This window comes from Staphylococcus auricularis, assembly GCF_001500315.1.
GTDB lineage: Bacteria > Bacillota > Bacilli > Staphylococcales > Staphylococcaceae > Staphylococcus > Staphylococcus auricularis.
In genome coordinates this window covers 19346-40818 of record NZ_LLER01000002.1, presented here as the reverse complement: position 1 = coordinate 40818, position 21473 = coordinate 19346, and the positions used below count along the sequence as shown (strand labels likewise).

27 protein-coding genes and 1 riboswitch are annotated in these 21473 nt (G+C 35.1%); of the genes, 13 read left to right on the top strand and 14 right to left on the bottom strand.

Going from position 1 to position 21473, the window contains the following annotated elements; all coding sequences use genetic code 11:
- The first annotated feature begins 144 nt into the window (after positions 1-144).
- The 7 genes from APS80_RS00885 to APS80_RS00865 all read left to right on the top strand — a co-directional run bounded on the left by APS80_RS00885 (position 145) and on the right by APS80_RS00865 (position 3884).
- Entirely contained in the window at positions 145-474 is a 330-nt protein-coding gene (locus APS80_RS00885; protein ID WP_059106400.1) for a hypothetical protein, read from the top strand.
- Between the two features lie 549 nt (positions 475-1023).
- Positions 1024-1281, top strand: coding sequence for a hypothetical protein (locus APS80_RS10900; protein WP_103170836.1), 258 nt, complete (start codon positions 1024-1026; stop codon positions 1279-1281).
- Positions 1282-1346: 65 nt separating this feature from the next.
- The gene (locus tag APS80_RS10895) at positions 1347-1769 is read left to right on the top strand and encodes a hypothetical protein (protein WP_197708588.1); all 423 of its coding nucleotides are present in this window, start codon (positions 1347-1349) and stop codon (positions 1767-1769) included.
- A gap of 155 nt (positions 1770-1924) precedes the next feature.
- A complete protein-coding gene (locus APS80_RS10890; RefSeq protein WP_197708587.1) occupies positions 1925-2242 on the top strand; it encodes a hypothetical protein in 318 nt (105 codons plus the stop codon).
- The gene (locus tag APS80_RS00870) at positions 2239-2901 is read left to right on the top strand and encodes an ABC transporter ATP-binding protein (RefSeq protein WP_059106398.1); all 663 of its coding nucleotides are present in this window, start codon (positions 2239-2241) and stop codon (positions 2899-2901) included. Before APS80_RS10890 ends, APS80_RS00870 begins: the two co-directional genes overlap by 4 nt.
- 1 nt (position 2902) lies before the next feature.
- On the top strand, positions 2903-3058 hold the full coding sequence (locus tag APS80_RS10690) for a hypothetical protein (protein ID WP_103170805.1): 156 nt from the start codon (positions 2903-2905) through the stop codon (positions 3056-3058).
- Positions 3059-3110: 52 nt separating this feature from the next.
- Positions 3111-3884, top strand: coding sequence for a DUF1828 domain-containing protein (locus APS80_RS00865; RefSeq protein ID WP_059106397.1), 774 nt, complete (start codon positions 3111-3113; stop codon positions 3882-3884).
- A 66-nt stretch (positions 3885-3950) separates the two neighbouring features.
- Here the strand turns inward: APS80_RS00865 and sufB are convergent, their stop codons facing one another.
- The 5 genes from sufB to sufC form a co-directional block, all read right to left on the bottom strand.
- Positions 3951-5348 (bottom strand): Fe-S cluster assembly protein SufB, encoded by a 1398-nt coding sequence (sufB, locus tag APS80_RS00860; protein WP_059106396.1) that lies wholly within the window; start codon positions 5346-5348, stop codon positions 3951-3953.
- A gap of 133 nt (positions 5349-5481) precedes the next feature.
- Complete coding sequence (gene sufU, locus APS80_RS00855; RefSeq protein ID WP_059106395.1) at positions 5482-5931, bottom strand: Fe-S cluster assembly sulfur transfer protein SufU; 450 nt, start codon at positions 5929-5931, stop codon at positions 5482-5484.
- Positions 5921-7159: a cysteine desulfurase gene (locus tag APS80_RS00850; RefSeq protein WP_059106394.1), complete on the bottom strand. Its 1239-nt coding sequence runs from the start codon at positions 7157-7159 to the stop codon at positions 5921-5923. Before APS80_RS00850 ends, sufU begins: the two co-directional genes overlap by 11 nt.
- 207 nt (positions 7160-7366) lie before the next feature.
- Positions 7367-8674 (bottom strand): Fe-S cluster assembly protein SufD, encoded by a 1308-nt coding sequence (sufD, locus tag APS80_RS00845; RefSeq protein ID WP_059106393.1) that lies wholly within the window; start codon positions 8672-8674, stop codon positions 7367-7369.
- Between the two features lie 68 nt (positions 8675-8742).
- Positions 8743-9507 carry a Fe-S cluster assembly ATPase SufC gene (gene sufC, locus APS80_RS00840; RefSeq protein WP_059106392.1) on the bottom strand — a complete coding sequence of 255 codons (765 nt, stop codon included), beginning with the start codon at positions 9505-9507 and terminating at the stop codon, positions 8743-8745.
- A 448-nt stretch (positions 9508-9955) separates the two neighbouring features.
- Between sufC and popT the strand changes: the two genes are divergently transcribed.
- From popT to APS80_RS00825, 3 genes are all read left to right on the top strand, one after another.
- A complete protein-coding gene (gene popT, locus APS80_RS00835; RefSeq protein ID WP_059106391.1) occupies positions 9956-10816 on the top strand; it encodes a polyprenyl-phosphate transporter PopT in 861 nt (286 codons plus the stop codon).
- Between the two features lie 230 nt (positions 10817-11046).
- Positions 11047-11655: a stage II sporulation protein M gene (locus tag APS80_RS00830; protein WP_059106390.1), complete on the top strand. Its 609-nt coding sequence runs from the start codon at positions 11047-11049 to the stop codon at positions 11653-11655.
- A 703-nt stretch (positions 11656-12358) separates the two neighbouring features.
- Positions 12359-13057 carry a type II toxin-antitoxin system PemK/MazF family toxin gene (locus APS80_RS00825; protein ID WP_059106389.1) on the top strand — a complete coding sequence of 233 codons (699 nt, stop codon included), beginning with the start codon at positions 12359-12361 and terminating at the stop codon, positions 13055-13057.
- 341 nt (positions 13058-13398) lie between these two features.
- On the opposite strand, the gene APS80_RS00815 is transcribed toward APS80_RS00825, so the two are convergent.
- From APS80_RS00815 to APS80_RS00785, 7 genes are all read right to left on the bottom strand, one after another.
- Positions 13399-14217, bottom strand: coding sequence for a MetQ/NlpA family ABC transporter substrate-binding protein (locus tag APS80_RS00815; RefSeq protein WP_059106387.1), 819 nt, complete (start codon positions 14215-14217; stop codon positions 13399-13401).
- 22 nt (positions 14218-14239) lie between these two features.
- Positions 14240-14935: a methionine ABC transporter permease gene (locus tag APS80_RS00810; RefSeq protein WP_059106386.1), complete on the bottom strand. Its 696-nt coding sequence runs from the start codon at positions 14933-14935 to the stop codon at positions 14240-14242.
- Entirely contained in the window at positions 14928-15953 is a 1026-nt protein-coding gene (locus APS80_RS00805; protein WP_059106385.1) for a methionine ABC transporter ATP-binding protein, read from the bottom strand. The genes APS80_RS00810 and APS80_RS00805 overlap by 8 nt, the downstream gene beginning before the upstream one ends.
- A gap of 82 nt (positions 15954-16035) precedes the next feature.
- Positions 16036-16147, bottom strand: a riboswitch (SAM riboswitch).
- Between the two features lie 55 nt (positions 16148-16202).
- A complete protein-coding gene (locus APS80_RS00800; RefSeq protein ID WP_059106384.1) occupies positions 16203-16502 on the bottom strand; it encodes a thioredoxin family protein in 300 nt (99 codons plus the stop codon).
- Positions 16499-16891, bottom strand: coding sequence for a toprim domain-containing protein (locus APS80_RS00795; protein WP_059106383.1), 393 nt, complete (start codon positions 16889-16891; stop codon positions 16499-16501). The genes APS80_RS00800 and APS80_RS00795 overlap by 4 nt, the downstream gene beginning before the upstream one ends.
- Before the next feature lie 333 nt (positions 16892-17224).
- Positions 17225-17605 (bottom strand): glycine cleavage system protein GcvH, encoded by a 381-nt coding sequence (gcvH, locus tag APS80_RS00790; RefSeq protein WP_059106382.1) that lies wholly within the window; start codon positions 17603-17605, stop codon positions 17225-17227.
- A 151-nt stretch (positions 17606-17756) separates the two neighbouring features.
- The gene (locus APS80_RS00785; RefSeq protein WP_059106381.1) at positions 17757-18113 is read right to left on the bottom strand and encodes an arsenate reductase family protein; all 357 of its coding nucleotides are present in this window, start codon (positions 18111-18113) and stop codon (positions 17757-17759) included.
- A gap of 138 nt (positions 18114-18251) precedes the next feature.
- Here APS80_RS00785 and APS80_RS00780 point away from each other — a divergent pair, with 138 nt between their 5' ends.
- Positions 18252-18575, top strand: a complete 324-nt coding sequence (locus tag APS80_RS00780; protein WP_059106380.1) for a thioredoxin family protein — start codon at positions 18252-18254, stop codon at positions 18573-18575.
- Positions 18576-18638: 63 nt separating this feature from the next.
- Here APS80_RS00780 and APS80_RS00775 read toward each other — a convergent pair whose 3' ends face one another.
- Together APS80_RS00775 and aroD are read right to left on the bottom strand one after the other, a co-directional pair.
- The gene (locus APS80_RS00775) at positions 18639-19178 is read right to left on the bottom strand and encodes a nitroreductase family protein (protein ID WP_059106379.1); all 540 of its coding nucleotides are present in this window, start codon (positions 19176-19178) and stop codon (positions 18639-18641) included.
- Positions 19179-19239: 61 nt separating this feature from the next.
- Complete coding sequence (aroD, locus tag APS80_RS00770; protein WP_059106378.1) at positions 19240-19956, bottom strand: type I 3-dehydroquinate dehydratase; 717 nt, start codon at positions 19954-19956, stop codon at positions 19240-19242.
- Positions 19957-20126: 170 nt separating this feature from the next.
- Between aroD and APS80_RS00765 the strand changes: the two genes are divergently transcribed.
- Positions 20127-20558 (top strand): organic hydroperoxide resistance protein, encoded by a 432-nt coding sequence (locus APS80_RS00765; RefSeq protein WP_059106377.1) that lies wholly within the window; start codon positions 20127-20129, stop codon positions 20556-20558.
- 347 nt (positions 20559-20905) lie between these two features.
- A complete protein-coding gene (locus APS80_RS00760) occupies positions 20906-21415 on the top strand; it encodes a GNAT family N-acetyltransferase (RefSeq protein WP_059106376.1) in 510 nt (169 codons plus the stop codon).
- The last annotated feature ends 58 nt before the right edge of the window (positions 21416-21473 follow it).

Here is a 21473-nt window from a genome sequence, read left to right as displayed (position 1 = left end):
TACATCTCATATATAGATTATAATGATATTTTTTGTTCAGATTATATAAATATATATTGACGAACTATCTTATTGTGGCATTATTGTATTAAGTTACTATTGCCCTATATATTACACAAATTATAAAAAGGAGGGAAACCTATTATGACAAATAAAATAATAAAAATTATTGTATCTTTCTCTTTAATAAGCAGTATTGTATTAAGTTCAAATATAGCAGATGCTTATACTTATGGTAATGCTGCTAGTGGAGCTTCGACAGATGAATCTTGGAATATAAAATATAATGGAGCAGCTTGGAATTATAGTAAATCTAAATACAGATCCACATCATTTAAATATGTTAGAAGCGGAAGAACATTAATGATTAAAACAGCTTACAATGGAAAAGTAACAGGTTCCGTTTGGGATGATATTAGATGGGGCAAAAAATATAACACGAAATTTTATTGGTTCCGTGGTGCACGCAAATAATAATATATTTATAAATTTTTAATAGTAACTTAATATGGAAATTAAAGTTTTAGAATGATTCGGGCTTAACAGATAAAAAACCCGAATCATTGATTCTATTTTAGGAGATAATTATGAGATATTCATTATTTAGAAAATCTGATATGATTGAATCTTTTAGTTTATATCTTATTTGTTTTCTTTCAGACACTCTCTTATCTTTTTCCAAATTTTTAAAACTTGAAAATAATTCTATAGTATATGTCTTCTTGAAGAGTATTTCTGATTTTCAAATTATGATAGTTATATTTTTGTCTCTATTAATAATTGTGTTTCATTACAAATTTTTATTAAAAAGAAAGACGGAAATATTTTGTAGAGTGCTAGTAGGAGATACAAAATCTGCTATTAAAAGACGTTATATTGTCCACAATTTATCGATATTATTTATTTCTTTTTTATTAATATTAATGCTCAATTTAATCATACAGATAAACCCATTGAGTAATCTCTATTTACTGAGTATATTTGTTATTTATATTTTGGTAGCTATGAACAAGGTGTGAATCTATGAAAATAATTATATTCTTTTTAACTAAAATAATACTTACAAAACCACTTATTGTAATATGTATCACTTTATTATTGTTTCTAGTGAATTATTTTTCTTTCATTGGTAGTCGTTCTATAATTTCCACATTACAAGGCTACCAAGAAATCCAAGTGTTAAATAAAAAAGGTAGTTATATTGCTAACTTAGATCCAAATAGTGACATTAATACAGATAAAATTCATAAAAAAGATACACAAAAATATATAATTATTTAAATAAAAATTATAATTATTCTTTTCAGGCTGATGGTTTCGTTACTGAATTAGCCAATAATTATGACATGGAAGTAACGCTAAACTATATCAATGAAGCTACATACAATCTTAACCAATATGACTTCCCTCAGAATAACAAACTCTACTTTAATTATGATTATAATAAAGAAGATATACCTGTTGTAGTCGGACCTGGAATTGCTGAAAGTTATCCTGTCGGCACTTCAATTAAAATACAAGATTCGGTTTTAAATCGAACTCTCAAATTAAAAGTGAATGGTGTTTTAAATAGTAATACACATCGTTCTAATTTTTATGCTCCAAATTCAAAAAATTACTATAATTTTTCTATATTTGTACCTGCTAATAAACGTTTTATTAATGATTCAAACGTAGATCTTCAATTAAATGGTCTTATGGATTTAGTTTTACTTGAATCAACAAAAAAGATGCTGAAAATATTAGTAAGTATGTTGAAGATAACTTAAACATTAAACTTAATTTCTTTAGTCAAAAAGAAAACTTTCAATATTTCGAAAGGTATTATATTAATTCTATAAAAATGATTGGTCTACTTATGTTTATCTTAATCGTCATCTTATTGTTACTAGCATTATGGAACATATCAACTTCTATAAAATTAATGATTAAAGAATTCACAATCAATCTTTTAGTGGGTATGAGCTACGCAAGACTAAGAACTATATTCTATTATTATTTCGGATTATTGTTTTTAATCAATATAATGATTATATTTTTAATAACTTTTTACTCTAGGTATCAAGTTTGGTTAGAAAAAGATGCTATTTTTGCTACTTATGGCACTTTCGGATTGATAGATATAGATTGGATTGCGCTTTTAATAGTTACCTTAATAGATATAGTTATTGGAATCATTATAGTTGAATTGTCTGTTATAAACTTGAAAAAGATTCCTATTTCCTTAGGGGTGTTACAATGAATAATATAATCAAACTGAAGATTAATAAGAAAAACTTCAAAAATAAAGAATATGCAATCTTACAGAATTTCTCTTTAGAAGTAAGTGAAGGAGAAACAGTTGCTATAGTCGGTGAATCAGGAGTAGGGAAAACTTCATTATTAAATATTCTTGGTCTTATTGATACTAAATACCAAGGTGATTATCACCTTTTCAATACTAACGTTAAAAATTTAAACGAAAAACAACTTGCACAATGGCGAAATAAAAGGATCGGGTTTGTGCTACAAGAAGCCGCACTTATCAATTCATTATCTATAGAAGATAATATTAAGCTGCCTCTTCTTTACGCAAACTTAGAAAAGCATATTAATAAAAATGATTATTTTGATTATGTCGTAAGTAAAATTGGAATTGGTGCAATATTAAATAAAAAACCCCTTGAATGTTCAGGTGGTCAGCGTTCAAGAGCAGTGCTAGCTAGAGCAATAATCATGCAACCACAAATTATATTGTCAGATGAACCCACCTCTTCTTTAGATGATCAAAACAAGGCACATATTATGGATTTACTTTTTGAGTTAAATAAAAATAATAATGCTACACTCATCACTGTAACGCATGAGCCAAATATTGCTCATTGTCACCAACGAATGATTCAACTTGAAAGGAGTGAATGATATGGGATTTTGGATTATGTTATTCTCATTTTTCTTTGGTATTTTCCTCACTATTCTAGGTGTTTCACGTAGAAAAGATGGTCCTTTGTTTATTGCCGCTTTGGTCATCGGTATCTTCCTTATACTTTTCGGTGTTTACCTTGCTTTACCTAAATAAAATATCGATCTTATTCACTAGAGAATCACTACACTCACAGGGGTGAGAAGCAATGGAAACAATTGAAGCAAAAATGAATGAATATTTTGATTGGCTCAAAACCAATTATAAATATAAGAAATTAGAAGGTACCACCGAGATTACTACTCCTTTTAAAAATCCTTTAAACGACTATATAAGAATTTACGCAGATTTATCACCTCACAATCAAATGCAATTGTCTGATGATGGCCTAACTTTAAGCGAATTGGAAATGCATGGAATTGATATTAAAACAAAAACTCGTATGAAACTTTTTAAAAGCATACTAAATCAATTTAATTTATTTTTAAATGGTGATGAAATAATCACAAATGTAAAACAGGATTCCTTTGCTCAATCTAAGCATAATTTAATCCAAGGTATATTGAAAATATATGATTTAACTATGACAGTAAAATCAAATGTATCTAATCTTTTTTATGAAGAGGTTTATAAATTTTTATATGATGAGGAAGTCAGAGGTACCGCAAATGTAGCAGTTGCTGGACAGTCAGGTATCAAATATACATTAGACTATATTGTTCCTGGAGATAAAATTCATCCAGAAACGCTATTGAATTTTGCTAACAATTTAGACTTTAATAAAATGACTTCTGATGCTTTTGCATTTAGAGATATCAAACACAATAGACCCAAGAGAAATCATCTCGATACTCAAATGATGATTATCGCTAACGATATAGAAAATAGTGTACCTCAAAGGGTCTATCAAGCTGCTAATTATGAAGGCATTCGAATATTAAGTTGGGCGAATAAAACGCAAATCAAATCAATACTAACATAAATAAAGAGGCTGGGAACTTAAATCCCAGCCTCTTTTTCATCTTCACTTTATCAAAAAAGCGCAATCTTAACCGATTGAACCTTCCATTTCGAATTTGATTAAGCGGTTCATTTCTACTGCATATTCCATTGGAAGTTCTTTTGTGAATGGTTCAATGAAGCCCATAACGATCATTTCTGTTGCTTCTTCTTCAGAAATACCGCGGCTCATTAAGTAGAAGAGTTGTTCTTCTGATACTTTAGAAACTTTCGCTTCGTGTTCTAATGAAATGTTATCGTTGAACACTTCGTTGTAAGGAATTGTATCTGATGTAGATTCTTTATCTAAGATCAATGTGTCACATTCTATGTTTGAACGTGCACCTTTCGCTTTACGTCCGAAGTGAACGATACCACGATAGATCACTTTACCACCGTCTTTAGAGATGGATTTTGAAACGATTGTAGATGACGTATTCGGTGCTTTATGAATCATTTTAGCCCCTGCGTCTTGAACTTGGCCTTTACCTGCAAAAGCGATAGATAATGTACTACCTTTTGCACCGCGACCATTCAATACACAGTTTGGATATTTCATCGTAAGTTTAGAACCTAAGTTACCGTCAACCCATTCCATATTACCGTTTTCGTGAACCATTGTACGTTTAGTTACGAGGTTGTATACGTTGTTTGCCCAGTTTTGGATGGTTGTATAACGTACGTGCGCATCTTTGTGCACGATGATTTCAACAACCGCTGAGTGTAATGAGCTTGTCGCATAAACTGGCGCTGTACAACCTTCAACGTAGTTTACGTATGAGCCTTCATCCGCAATGATTAAAGTACGTTCGAATTGACCCATATTTTGTGAGTTGATACGGAAGTAAGCTTGTAATGGTGTATCGAGTTTCACGTTTTTAGGAATGTAAATGAATGAACCACCAGACCATACTGCTGAGTTCAACGCTGCAAATTTGTTATCTGCAGCTGGTACGACACTTGCGAAGTATTCTCTGAAGAGATCTTCATTTTCTCGTAACGCACTATCAGTATCTTTGAAAATGATACCTTTTTCTTCTAATTGTTTTTCCATATTGTGGTAAACCACTTCTGATTCATATTGTGCAGAGACACCTGCTAAATATTTTTGTTCCGCTTCAGGGATACCCAATTTATCAAATGTACGTTTGATTTCTGCAGGTACTTCATCCCATGAACGTTCTGTGTGTTCAGAAGGTTTAACGTAATATGTGATGTCGTCAAAGTCTAATTCTGATAAGTCGCCACCCCACTGCGGCATCGGCATTTTATAGAACATTTTCAATGCTTTAAGTCTGAATTCAAGCATCCATTCAGGTTCTTCTTTCATGTTAGAAATTTCTCTAACTACATTTTCTGTTAAGCCTCGTTCTGATCTGAAAATGGACACGTCTTCATCGTGGAAACCGTATTGATAATTACCCACGTCTGGTGCTTTTTTAGCCATTTCAATCACTCCTTTTATATATTCAAAAACCGCGTTGTTCACGTGTTAAAACTTTATATTTAAAAACCTCATTCATCCTGGTGTTGTCTCAAGTGTGAATGGAATATTACACATTGTCAACAGTCTGGGTCGTTTACTCTTCAGGTTTCCCTTCTCTTTCAACTGTGCCTTTTTCCAATGCTTTCCATGCGAGTGTGGCACATTTTATACGTGCCGGAAATTGGGACACGCCTTGCAAGGCTTCAATGTCCCCCATTTCTTCAGTAATATGATAATCCTCACCAAGCATCATCTTCGTGAATTCTTGACTCATTTTCATCGCATCGGCTAGTGTATTGCCTTTAACAGCTTCAGTCATCATAGATGCACTAGACATTGAAATAGAACAACCTTCACCGTCAAATTTAGCATCTTTAATCACACCATCTTCAATATCAAACGTTAATCGAATGCGATCGCCGCACGTTGGATTATTCATATCAACGATCATACTGCCATTGTCCAATGTGCCTTTGTTTCTCGGATTTTTATAATGATCCATAATAACTGAACGATATAATTGATCTAAATTATTAAAGTTCATATGAGAAAAACTCCTTCGTTTGTTTCAATGCTTCGACAAGTTTATCAATATCTTCTGTCGTATTGTAGATATAAAAACTTGCACGAGCAGTAGAAGATTGATTTAACCATTTCATGAGAGGTTGTGCACAATGATGTCCAGCTCTTACCGCTATGCCATCAGTATCTACAGCAGTTGCAACGTCGTGTGGATGTACATCCTTCAAGTTAAAAGTGATGACGCCTGCACGACGATCTTTTGGAGGACCATAAATTTCAAGTCCATCGACTTCTTGTAAACGATCATAAGCGTATGTTGTCAGTGCTTTTTCATGTTCATGAATCGCATCAAAACCAATTTGGTCGATATATTTGATCGCTGCTGCGAGACCAATGGCTTCTGCGATTAATGGCGTACCTGCTTCGAATTTCGTTGGCAATTCTGTCCATGTTGCATCGCGTTTTTCAACGAAGTCAATCATGTCACCGCCGTATTCAATCGGTTCCATCTCTTGTAACAATTGACGTTTACCATAAAGGACACCAATACCAGTTGGGCCTAACATTTTATGCCCACTAAAGCTGTAGAAATCTACGTCTAAATCTTGCACATCTAATGCCATGTGGGGTGCAGCTTGTGCCCCATCGACACTGATGACTGCATCATGTTCATGTGCAATTTCAGTGATGGCTTTCACGTCATTGATTGTACCTAAGACGTTAGAAACGTGTGTCACCGCAACTAATTTTGTATTGTCAGTGATGGTTTCTTTGACGGCTTCAATATCTAATTCTCCGTCTTCTGTCATTGGTATAAATTTCAAATTAGCATTTTTACGTTTAGCTAATTGTTGCCAAGGTACGATGTTCGCATGGTGTTCCATCTCAGTTACGACGATATCATCACCTGCTTCAACGTTCGCATCACCATAACTACGTGCGACTGTATTAATAGAAGTTGTCGTACCGCGTGTAAAGATGATTTCTTCAAAATATCTTGCATTAATAAAGCGACGTACCGTTTCACGTGCACTTTCATATGCATCTGTCGCTAGTGAACCGAGTGTATGCACACCACGGTGTACATTTGAATTATAACGTTCATAATAGTCACTCGTCGCATCGATGACTTGGCTTGGCGTTTGACTCGTCGCGCTTGTATCAAGATAAACTAAGTCATGCCCATTCACTTGTTGCGCTAATATCGGAAAATCTTTTTTTATTTCAGAAACATTTAATGTATCGGTCACTGTTATCCCAGACCTTTCTTCATAGAAATCATTGATTCAACCTTAGTTGGAACACAATGATACATGTCGCGTAGGATCTGGGAAACAAGGTAAGATAGCTTCATCATGTGTTGCATGCCATTCCGATTCTTACCTCTTGAGATGGTTGTATAGTCTCATCTCGATTGGTGCGCTCTATCCCAGACTCACTCGTTACGCTGACTAAGGTTATTTATTAATTTTCAATTCGATTACTTCACGGAGTTGTGCTTTAACGTCTTCGATTGGTAATTCACGTACTACTGGATCTAAGAAACCGTGGATGACAAGACGTTCTGCCTCGTGACGAGAAATACCACGACTCATTAAGTAGTAAAGTTGTTCAGGATCTACACGACCTACAGATGCTGCGTGACCTGCTTCTACGTCATCTTCATCGATGAGTAAGATAGGGTTCGCATCACCACGTGCGTTTTCAGATAACATCAACACACGAGATTCTTGGTTCGCAACAGATTTTGTACCGCCGTGTTTGATGTGACCAATACCGTTGAATACAGTAGAAGATTGGTCGCGCATAACGCCGTGTTTCAAGATATAGCCATCTGTTTCTAAACCATATTGTACGATTTTAGATGTTAAGTTAATTTTTTGATCATTCGTACCTACAACAACTGATTTCAATTCACTTGTTGAGCGGTCCCCAACTAAGTTTGTTGTGTTGTCGATGATTTGGTTACCGTTATTCATTAAGCCAAGTGCCCAATTAATTGAGGCATCTTCGGCTGCAGTACCACGACGGATAATATATGAAGTAAACCCTTCATCTAAATAATCCACCGCACCGTAAGAAATGTTGGCGTTAGGTCCTGCGATGACTTCAGAGATGATGTTTGCTTGGTTACCTTCACCTGAAGCATCTGATAAGTAGTTTTCTACGTAAGTGACTTCAGCACTTTGTTCTGCGACGACAATAACGTGGTTGTAGAAGCTTGCGTTATCGTCATCATGATGTACCACGTAGTGAATTGGATGTTCAACGACTACATTTTTAGGTACGTAAACAAAGATACCGCCATTTACGAGTGCTGCGTGTAATGCAGTTAAACGGTGTTCATCGACAGTGACTGCCTCTTTCATGAAATATTGTTGTACGAGGTCTGGATGATTCACAACCGCTTCAGCTAAACCTTCGATGATGACGCCATCATTTTTAGCTGAATCTGCCACACTAGAAAATGCGATGTGGTTATTGTGTTGTATAATTAAATTTTCAGACTTTTCGACATCGATAATTTTCTTCAATGAATCTGGTAAGTCATCCATTGTATCGTAGTCTGTGCCTGTTGTATCTTGTTGATTAAACGTATCAAAATCCCATCTAGAGATTTTCGTTTTATCTGGTTTTGGCATTTCTAAAGTTTCTGTTAACGCTAACGCTTCTTTACGTAACTCTGTGAGCCAAGAAGGTTCGTTATGGGCTTGTGAATACTCAACAAGTTGATCTTCAGAAATGTTTAATGTTTGAGTCGTCATACTTTTTTCCTCCCATTTTGATGATTCATATCACTTTCAGCGCGTTGGTTGCTTAAAAAATGAACTGATTATTCTTCTTTTTCGCCGAACTCTTCTTTAACCCATTCGTAACCTTCTTCTTCAAGACGTTTAGCTAATTCTGGGCCGCCTGTTTTAACGACTTTACCACCGTACATCACGTGAACTTGGTCTGGTGTAATGTAGTTGAGGAGACGTTGATAGTGCGTGATGATTAATGAACCAAAGCTTTCGCCTCTCATTTCATTAATCCCTTTAGAAACGACTTTCAACGCATCGATATCTAAACCTGAGTCGATTTCGTCTAAGATCGCAAATTTAGGTTCTAACATCATTAATTGTAAGATTTCGTTACGTTTTTTCTCACCGCCAGAGAAACCTTCATTTAAATAACGTTGCGCCATATCAGGATCGATATCTAAGAATTCCATTTCTTTATCTAATTTTTTAATGAATTGCATTAAGTTTATTTCGTCGCCTTCTTCACGTTTCGCATTAATTGCAGAACGCATGAAGTCCGCGTTAGTTACCCCTGTAATTTCTGATGGATATTGCATAGCTAAGAATAATCCAGCTTTTGCACGTTCATCGACATCTAGTTCTAATATATTTTCACCATCTAATAATACTTCACCTTGTGTTACTTCATAAGTTGGATGACCCATGATTGCAGATGATAATGTAGATTTACCTGTACCATTAGGTCCCATGATTGCGTGTACTTCACCAGTATTAATGGTTAAATTAACACCTTTAAGTATTTCTTTATCCTCAATAGACACATGTAGGTCTTTAATTTCTAATGTTGATGGCATATATATTCCCTCCGTAATATGATATATGTTCCATATCAGTTTATAATAATTGTAATCTATAGTCAAAACGGTTTTAAACTCGCTGTATCAGTAAATTATAACTTAATTCAGCAGTAATATAAACCTTTAGAACCTCTAATTTAAAATAATTCTTAAGTCGTTATAATTTTTAACTAGCCCATTTTTAAGCAGTAAATGATAATGACAAAACCCCTGTTCTCAATAGGCTTTACCCTCAATTTACAATTGTAATATTCCCTTATTTGAGTGAATCATGTACCTACTGTTTATTTTCTTCTTTTTTAAAATGAACTCCATGGAACGTTCAAGCTTTCTTTTTAAACGTACATCATATTGTTGTACCGTTCTTTCACTATATAAAATAATTCCGAGTTACATTAAAATGTGTTAATATCAGTGTTAACTGTTATATAGAAAGGAGAACGAGATGTCTAAGTTTCGTTGGTCTAATATCCTGCGTGGATTCGGTATGGGATTATCCGATCTCGTACCTGGTGTCAGTGGTGGAACAATCGCCCTATTACTCGGTATTTACGATGACTTTATTCGATCAGTCAGTGGCTTGTTCTCAAAAAGATTTTGGCCTAGTCTCCGCTTCTTACTACCTATAGTAATTGGTATGGGGCTCGCTATTATCTCGTTCAGTTCACTTATTAACTACTTGCTTTCAGAGCATACGATTGTCACAATGTTTTTCTTCTTAGGTCTCATCATTGGAATTGTGCCTTATTTACTTAAAATATCTAATGTAAAAGAAAACTTTGATGTAAGACACTATGGTTTAGTCTTACTCGGAATCGTGATTTTAGTCGTAATCACCTTATTAAATGGTGGAAACAAACACGGCGGAGAATCACTCGATTTGAGTATGGGACTCGTAGTTAAATACTTTATCGCCGGTATCTTTGCCTCAAGTGCAATGTTATTACCTGGTATCTCTGGTTCGTTCATGTTACTCGTCTTCGGCGCATACGGTACAGTAACCTTTGCGATTTCCGAACTTGTGTCATTTAACTTCTCAGCGTTACCAATTATTCTTATTGTCGGATTAGGTATTATTACTGGTTTCTTACTCTCAAGTAAATTGATCCAATATTTATTGAACCATTTTACATATTTAACCTATGCGATGATCCTTGGTTTCGTCATCGGTTCACTTTATGCCGTGTTCCCTGGCCTACCAAACTCAATAGGTGAATGGATATTAGCGCTGATCACTTTAGTCATTGGCTTTGCGATCAGCTTTATACTCGGTAACATCACCGCAAAACAAGATGCAGAACAATAAAGAAAATCCTCGGCACGTTTGGCCGAGGATTTTTTGTTTGCTTTAAATATATTTGATTTTAAAATTTTGTAGGCATTTTACTTTTAAGACCAAGAAAACTTTCAAAGATTCTTATCCTTCTTCACAGGAAATTCTCCTCCAAAACCACTTGTTCTAATATTTCCTTCTGTTAAATTTTTAATTATGCTAACATTCAAAGCGATAACAACTTTAAGTGAAGGGATTTAACAATGCTTAAAATTCAAGATAACACCTATATCAAAAGAACATTAAAGTTCTTTATCGTGTCAATACTAATCACTACCATTACAGTGATATTAGCAATTATCTTCAGTCCCTCTGCAGAAACATTTAACAATATGCTTTCTGACACAAATCTTAATAGTAATGAAGCGTCTGGCTTAGAAAAAATCTTGAACTATATTATTAACAACGGCTTCAGAGTCCCATTTCAAATGCTCATCTTAGCAATCATTCCTATCCCCTTTTTGTACTATATTAATATCTTGAGTACATCTATCTTAACTGGCATTGCCCTTGGATTTGCGATAAGTTTAGATGCCTTTAAAGGAAGTATGATGATAATTTCTTCTCTGCCCCACTTCATTCTTGAAGTTATTGGCTTATGCGTGGTAGCCAGTGGGTTATTCCTTTTCAACAAAGCGATTATAAATAAGATTATTTCTTTTTTTAAACACGATAAAAGTCAAACTATATCTGTTAAAGTAGCATTTACCGACTTGTTGAAAATGTATTTTTCAATTGCATTACCGTACATTATTATCGCAGCTTTTATGGAAACCTATGTTGCCGATACTTTATTTGATTTATTAACCTAAAATAACCCTCTCCAACAATATCAGTTAGAGAGGGTCACTTTTTTTAGTTACTAAGAACTAATACTCATAAAAGAAAAAACAGTTAATAGCTTCTAAATACCTTTTCGCTTAATTTGTCTATATACAAATACGATAGCTATAAGTATAGTTATACCATCAAGGGCTTTAACAAGAATTGAATCAAACTGTAATAGTTCAATTTGAAAATAGGCGCCAATGAGAGGTAAGGCCACATTAAAACCTAATAATACTAAAAAAATAGCTAAAATAATTTGTTGAGATTTAGGAATAGTATCACCTCTATCTTAGTACTACCATAAAATTTACTGCAGCTATAACTGCAATCTTTTTACTCAAACTAATTTTTCTTAGCTGTTTACTGATGATTTTTGACTCCCTACTACTGCAGTTACTTTTATTTTACTGAGTTATTGAAAGAACATGATATTATTGTACATAGCCCCACTTTAAAAAGTCTTCATTTTATATCATTGAATCTAACACATCATCTAAAAAGTTACTAGTTTTAACCCCCTCAGTAAAATTTTCAGAATAGGAGTGTAATTATGACAATTTCAGCAAACATCTTATACGTTTATATTCACTGTACTTGTGCTGATTTTAGTAGTAGTAATACTTAACATAGGTTTAGTGATAAAAAGAATAATATAATAATTAGGAGTATTGTAGTAGATGCCAAAATATTAATTTAGCAAAAACCAAATTAAATAAATCAAACAATAAACTCAAACAATCTTATATAAAATCAAATTCCAAAAACATAAAGGTTATGTATATGCCTCATTGGCTAGAGTTTTATTCATATGCAATATATAATGACGTTACAAACGATAAAAAAAGGTTTTATAAATACTATAGTAAAGGGACTGTTGTATATACAAAATTAGGGAGCAACATAGGCAGTGAATTCTCAGGTAATCACTTTTGTGTAGTATTAGATAATAAAGATAATAAAGGTAAAGAAACAGTTACCATATTACCTCTGTCTTCAAAAAACAATAAAAATTATTTGAAGTTAAAAGAGTCAGTTCTAAACTTGACAGTCGATAATTTAAAAAAGCAAATCCTTAGTACCAGCAGTAAAGTAAATAAGTTAGCTCAAAAATATAGAGTTGCCCAAAATGATATTAACTTTAGTTCTCAAGATAAGAACCTATTGTCTGATTTAAACCAAAAAATTGAAGAACTTAGAACAGTAATAGGGATTTATTATAATCACAAAGGTAAAGAAACATATGCTAATATCTCAGCAATCACTACTATTAGCAAGAGACGTATAAGTAAAATAAATGATTCTGATCCTACTGGGACATTTAAAATATCACAAGAAGACATGAGTAGAATCGAAGAACAACTCAAGATAAAATACTTTTCTAGTTGATTAATCACATTTCTTTTAGTATACTTAGTTAACAAATTCTCGGTAACCATTCCGGCTTCATTCTTTCATAGAATGACATATTCTCAGCTTTTAGCTGAAGGTCAGATGATACATCATCTGGCCTCTTTTTTGTAATAACCATTAAAATGTCATCAATATATTTAGACTTGTCACTATTAAACACTACATAGGCGCTATAGTTACTATGAAAAGTCCAGGGGCCCATGTAATAAAGAAACGCCTCCAAAATCTCATAAAGAAACGAAAAAAGCAGTGGTTAAATCAATAACCACTGCTTTTTCTCTGAAGCTATGACGTCTCGTCTCAGCCTCTACTTCTTATTATTTCGCTGGTACTACTGCACCATCGTATTGTTTGTTGATGTAATCTTTGATTTCTTTAGATTGTAATGCATCAACTAATGCTTTGATGCTGTCGTCATCTTTGTGTCCTTCTTTAACTGCGATTAAGTTAGAGTAAGGGTTGTCTTCTGCTTTTTCTAAGACGATTGAGTCTTTCTTAGGACTTAATTTTTGGTCGATTGCGAAGTTTGAGTTGATGATAACTGCGTCAGCATCTTCGTTTTGATAAATCTTAGGTAAGTATTCTGCAGATTGTTTGTTGTTGAATTTGATGTCTTTTTTGTTTTCTACAATGTCGTCGAATTTAGCATCTTGAATTTTAACGCCTTTTTTCAATTTAATTAAGTCAGCGTCAACGAAGAATTTTAAGAAACGTCCTTCTTCTGCTGGGTTGTTAGAAACGTAAACTGTTGCACCTTCTGGTAAATCTTTTAAGCTTTTATATTTTTTAGAGTATACAGCCATTGGTTCTAAGTGAACGTCACCTGCAGCTTCAATTTTGTAGTTTTTGTCTTTTTTCTCAGTGTTTAAGTAAGGTGTGTGTTGGAAGAAGTTGGCGTCCAATTCACCTTTATCTAATAATTTGTTTGGCGTAGTGTAGTCGTTGATTGTTTTAATTTTAAGGTCGTAACCTTTATCTTCTAAAATCGGTTTGGCTTGTTCTAAAATTTCAGCGTGTGGTGCTGGAGAAGCCCCAACTGTGATTGTTTTATTCTCTTTAGAGTCACCGTCGTTACCACAAGCAGCTAATGTTACACCTACAATAAATAAAACTACTAAACTTAAAATCTTTTTCATAATTAAATCTCCCCTTTGTTTTTCATCGTTTGTCTAGTTTATTTGTAAACCAATCACCTAGGAATTGGATTATAAATACAATAATTAAGATTAGAATCGTTGAAACTAATATGACGTCGTTTTGATTTCGTGTGAAACCTGTTAAGTATGCTAAGTTACCTAAACCACCTGCACCGATAACCCCGGCAATCGCTGTAGATCCAACGAGTGCGATCGCTGTAACGGTAATACCAGATACAAGAGCTGGTGTTGCTTCTGGAATTAATACTTTTCTAACAACCGTCCAAGTATTTGCACCCATTGACCAAGCAGCTTCAATAACCCCTTTGTCAATTTCTTTAAAAGCAATTTCAACTAAGCGTGCGTAGAATGGTGCTGAACCGATAATGAGTGCCGGTAATGCACCAGTTGGACCACTGATTGTGCCGAGTACCAAGCTTGTAAATGGAATTAATAACAAGATCAAAATGATGAACGGAATGGCACGGAACAAGTTTACAATGAAGGAAACGATACTATAAAACACGCGTGCGACTTTGGATTTACTTTTCGCTGAAAGAAAGAGTAAGACACCTAAAATCAATCCAAAGATAAATGCGAAAATCGTTGAAATCACTGTCATATAGAGTGTTTCATAAGTCGCTACCCAAACGTCATCCCATCTTACATTCGGCATTGTTAACATTTCTTGGAGGAGTCCACCTAAAGAATTATCCATGTTTCAACACCTCCACCGTTACTTGTTGTGATTCTAAATAAGATTTAAAGTCCTCGAATTGGTCTGTGTCTAACGCAGACAGTTTCACGAGAAGGAAACCAATCGCTCCATCTTTACTGTGTTTGATGTCTGCTTCGAGGATATTCACGTCGATATGCTGCGTCTTCGTTATGTATGAAATGATGGGCTTAGTCGTATTGTCACCCGTAAAGTTTAATCTCACTACATACTCATTAGGCGATAAATCGACGAATTCATCAATCGCGGTTTCAAAGTTATCGTTTAAATCGTCTTTAACGAAGCGACGTGTCACTTCATGTTCAGGATTTTCAAATACTTCTTTCACGGTACCTTGTTCGATGACATGACCGCTATCCATGACTGCGACTTCATCGCAAATTCGACGTATGACATGCATTTCATGCGTAATAATGATGATTGTTAATTTTCGCTCATTTTTGATTTTTAATAATAATTCTAAAATTTCATCTGTAGTTTGTGGATCGAGCGCGCTTGTTGCTTCATCACACAACAGCACATTTGGTTCGTTTGCGAGCGCTCTAGCGATACCGACACGTTGTTTCTGCCCACCCGACAGTTCTGAAGGATACGCTGACTCTCTTCCTTTCAATCCTACTAATTCGACTAAATCTGCTGCTCGTTTCTTCGCTTCATTGCGGTTCACACCAGCAATTTCTAACGGAAACATAATATTTTGAAGCACTGTACGTGACCATAATAAGTTAAAATGTTGGAAAATCATACTGACCTTCTGCCGTTTCTTTCTGAGTGCGGCTTTGGAAAGTTGTCCAATATTCTCGCCATCGATGATAATATCGCCAGAAGTCGGACGTTCTAGCAGATTAAACATTCTGACTAGCGTACTCTTCCCTGCACCAGAAAAACCAATCACGCCGAAAATGGAACCCGACTGGATGTTTAAATCTACGTGATCCACAGCGAGGACGTCTTGCTTTTTCGTATGATATTTTTTCACAACTTGGTTTAATTCAATCATCGCAATGCCATACCTCCTTACCTTGATTCTCAAATAAAAAAGATGCTTCCTCTGAATATAAGAGAAAGCATCATTTAACCTTCTCTCATCTTCAAAAGTTAAACGGCGTTAACTTTATGTGAATTGGCACCATTTCTTTATAAGACGGTTGCCGGGCTTCGCAGGGCACATCCCTCCACCTCTCTCGATAAGAGTTACTTTTATTTGATTAATATATATCCTATCATCACGCTCAAGATTCGTCAACAACTATTTTAATTTTTCTAACAAATCGGGGACGGATTGGAACGCATAAACACGGTCGCATTCTTGATCTTGCGACATGATCAACAACACCGGCACCGATTGGATTTCGAATTGTTGGCTGAATTCGGGATGAAAGTTTAAATCCAACTTTATAAGTGGCAGTTGCGCCAGCTCGTTGGCAACATCCAGCATTCGTTCAGAAATTTTACAGGTGCCGCATGTCGGTGTATAACCGAATATCAAGTGCTTATCCTCTGAAAAATTCTGTTCTGGATTGGTTAATTGATCACTGATTGATGTCATGTTAATAAACTTACCCTTTCTGCAATATACGCTAATTGTTCTTTAGCTTTTTGTTCTTCATCTTGGACTTGGAAACCATGTTTACTAAGGACTTTGGATAAGTAAGGTTTCGGGCAGTTTGCCACTTCACAATACTGTTTATCCACGCGTATATGCTTACTTTCACTTAAATAACGTTTGAACCATTTGCGGATTTTTTCACCTTCACAGTCAGAGTCGACTAAGATGTACACTTGATGATCATATAATGATTCTATCATGTTATCAAGCTTATCCACGCTCATCGTACCGTGCGTACATATGATTTGGACGGGTTCGTCTATGACTTGCTTTACACGTTTCTTATCAGACTTGCCTTCGACAATAATCACTTTATTGAGTATGCTCATGCAATCCACCTCTAATAAGTTATGTTTAACTACAACTTTACTTTTCTCATATTGGTGTATTTGTAAACATCGTTGTGCTACTTCAAGCGTAATAGTTTTAATTTTAAATGTCCATTTAAACTGTTCCGCTTAAAGCAATATTAACAATGTCTTAATATATCGTTTAAAAGGAAAAGCACGAGACATCGCATAGACATCCCTTTTCTCGTGGAAAATGTACGCAAAAAATAGGAGCAGAACAGAAATCTACGTGAGTCACGCAAATCTCTGGCCCGCTCCCAAATCAAGTAAGATCTTTCAATTTATATCTCAGTCGACGGATGAATCAGGTGATTATTCACCGATTAATTCAGAGTAGTCGTCTGCAGATAATAAGTTATCAAATTCGCTTTCGTCTTCTACTTCGACTTTTACCATCCAAGCTTTGTCATATGGTGATTCATTGACAAATTCTGGACTGTCTTCTAATTCTTCGTTAATTTCTGTTACTTTACCATTGATAGGTGCATAAAGTTCAGAAACAGTTTTAACTGATTCTACGCTACCAAAAGAATCCCCTTCTGAAACTTCGTCGTCTTCTTCTGGTAATTCAACGAATACGATGTCACCTAATTCGTTTTGTGCGTATTCAGTAATACCGATTGTTGCAACGTTTCCATCTACTTTTACCCATTCATGTTCTTTAGTGTACTTTAATTCACTTGGTACTGACACGTAAATTCCCCTCCTAAAAAATATCTATTTACATACTTAATGATGCCACATGATATATTTACAAGCAACTTTTTAAACAAAAAAATTTGCATAAACTTTTCGTTCACCGCGCTCTGTTAAGCGTTTACAATACTTTGAGCGATCTCTGTTGTTAGTTTACCCATGCGTCTTGATATTGTTGTTCGTTGAAACCAACCGTCGCTTTATCATCAGTTACAGCTAATGGACGTTTAATCAACATGCCGTCAGACGCTAATAATTCAAGCTTTTCATCATCTGACATGGATTTTAATTTATCCTTGAGACCGAGCTCACGATATTTCGCACCACGGGTATTGAATAATTTATTGATGTCGAGCTGTGTTTTTTCAAGAATATCTTCAAACTCTCTTTTAGTCGGCGTATGTTGCACGATATCGATCGGTTCATAGCTCACGCCATAAGTGTCTAAAAATTTGGCAGCTTTCTTACATGTCGTACAATTCTTGTAGTGATAAAATTTGATCATTAACTGTACCTCCTCTTTTTATTAACATTAATATATCAAAATAAAAAATAAAAATCTCTTTTTTTAAGCTATATTTTTTTCTTTATGAGCATTGTCCGTTATAATAAAGACAAATTTGTATAAAGGAGCATACAATACATGCAAGCAATTCAATCAACAGACAACTTTAAAGAAGTCATCAATAGCGATCAACCCGTGATTGTCAAATTCGAAGCCGACTGGTGCCGCGATTGTAAAGCAATGGATCTTTGGATTGATCCAATCATTGAAAAATATAATGACTATAACTGGTATGCTGTAGACCGTGACCAATTCGAATCACTCGCTGAAGAAAATGAAGTGATGGGTATCCCAAGTCTACTCGTTTTCAAAAACGGTGAAAAATTAGCGCACTTACATTCAGCAAATGCCAAATCACCAGAACAAGTCGAATCATTCTTAAACGACACATTCAATAAATAATTGAATTCAAATATATAATAGAGGCCAGGACATATATTGATGTTCCCGGCCTCTTTTTAATGCTTAAAATGTACGAATGATATCGTCTGTATGACGTTTACGATGCATCACACGTTCTTCCATATCAGTTAAATAGATGAAGCCAACAATACTTTCATCTGCTGCTACATTAAACATTTCTTTAACTTCAGGATTAAAGATGAATGTTGGTGTTTTCCAGCATGAACCGATACCTGCTTCATGTAATAATAGGAGCAAGTTTTGTGTAAATGCGCCCACAGCCATGAAGTTTTCAAGATTTTGTTTTTGGCGTGGATCTTGTTGAGCGGTAACAACGAGCATACCGCCTAATTTTGTTACATCGTTGTAGTGGTTTTGTTGTTTTTCTGGATCGTTTGGATAAGCAATTTGTGATAATTGTTTACTCATGTCACCTAAATGATCTTTCGTTACATGAACGACTTTCCAAGGTTCTCTGAATTTATGGTTCGGTGCATCGGCTGCTTGTTTGATTGCTTCATGTAATGCATCATCATCGATTTGCATATCACGTTTATATTTTTTATAACTTCTTCTGTTCGCAATTGCTTCTTGTAATTCCATCTATTTTCGCCCCTTCTTAAAGGATATTAATATAAAAAATCACTCTATGTATCGTATCAAATTAACGATACATTGTTAAATACTGCTTAAGCTTCTCGACATGGATTTGACCTGGCGCTTTCGGTTCGTCGAGACAACCATACGAGATACTGCCACCAAAGACACCTTGTGCGGTACGTGTGACTAAACCTAATTGAGACATCGCAATACCCACGATATGCTGCGGTAATGTGCGTTGTGACAGTTCCATCGCTGACAGTAAGTTCAACACGTCTTGAGCATCTTTCGGCATCACTGCGACTTTTAAATAGTCTGGGCTCAATTTATGCATTTGATAGTATAGATGCTTCAGCTCATCTAACGTCGGTGTACCATTAAAGTCATGATATGAGACGATGACCTCTTGCGTTTCACCTAATTGTTGAACCACGTCAATTAACGCATTTTTATCGGCGGCTTTATCAAACTCCACATCAATCATATCGACCGCTTCAAATGTTGATAATTGTTGAAGTAGTTCCAAATAGTCTTGCCCTTCTAACTGACCTGCACCACCTTGTGCTTTCGTGCGATACGTGACAAGCAATCGTTTTTCTAATTGTAGCGAAGTAAGTTGTTCAATCACACGTTCTAGCAACGCAATCGGATTACTTTCCCACTGATCTATACGCAGTTCAATGATATCGTAAGCGGCTTGATACTGGTGCAAATCACTGAGCATTGAATCTGTGAGTTGTTGCGCTGGTGCAATCGTGACCGCAATGTCCACGTGTGACATCAAACCACCCTTTCTCTCGTACGTTTGCTTAATTTTATTGTACATGAAATAGTCAAGTTCTGACAGTAATTAAAGCGCTTTATTTAATTGTTGAAGTAACCCTCTCATGATTAAACGAAGTTGCTACCGGGTAGACATAGATTAAGCAATACAATTAGGAGGTTTTAATAATGGCAGTACAATATGAAACAAAAGCAATTAATACTGGTGGCCGTAACGGTCATGTGCATACAGACGATAAAGCGATTGACACAGCAGTGATACCTCCAGCTCAAGCAGATTCAGAAAAAGGTACAAACCCTGAACAATTATTCGCAGCAGGTTACGCATCTTGCTTCAACGGTGCGTTCGATTTAATCTTAAAACAACACAATGTAAGAGGCGCAGAACCAGAAGTAACTTTAACAGTTAGATTAGAAGACGATCCTAATCCAGATGTTGAAAGTCCTAAATTAAGCGTAGACATTCACGCTAAAGTAAAAGACGTCGTATCTCAAGAAGACGCTGAACAATATTTACAAGAAGCACACGAATTCTGCCCTTACTCTAAAGCAACAAACGGTAACATTGAAGCAAACTTAAGCGTTGAAGTCGAAGGTTAATTCACTTCAACGCATCATACACGACTTACGTTAATAGGAGCGATTGAAAGATTTGCTACTCGTCTTTCAGTCGCTTTTTTTATATTGTTTTTGAAAATGAAAGGCATGAAGCCAAATACAAACTTTTTCACTTTTCTGCAGTTCTCCACTCATTTCTGACCTATCTCTATGTAATTGTGAATTAAGTATGAACATTTTTCATTATTTCACCTCTTCTAATGTAGATTTTCTAAATTATTTTAAAAATACTGTTGTCCTCCACAGAGTTATCCTTTATGATAAGTTTAATTATCTGAAATTTCTTATTCTTTATGGTTACGTTTTTTCAATTAGGAGTGAAGTTTACAATGTTAGAAATTCGAACTATAACGCAAAAAGAAATCTTAAACCACACACAGTTTCTTGAACTCTGTACGAAGAAAAAATGCAAAGTCTACGCATGGAACCTGTACACATCTAAAGATTCTGTAGAAGATTACATCACCACTTTGCTCACCAATCACATCTTCAACTACCAATTCATCGGTGCCTTCGATGGAGAAGAGCTGGTTGGTATCATCAGTCTCAAACTGTTACTATCATCAGGAGAACAACACAAAGCTTACTTGGAGAACTTAGCTACGAAAACAACCTCAACCATAGAAGAAGAAATCATCGCTACCGCATTATTTGATCACATCATTGAACTCTGTAACTCTAAGCACATCGAAATCTTATTAACATCCGTTGCCTCTAATAACATCAGCGCCAAAATATTCTTTAGTCAACATAACTTCGAAATGTTAGCCTTTGAACCTAACGCACGCAAGCTCGACTCCAACTACATTGATGAACACTGGTTGAGCTATCACTTATAAATAAGCCCATTTGCACTTCGACATAATATTCCCTATCGCTACTGTTTAAAAAAAGATT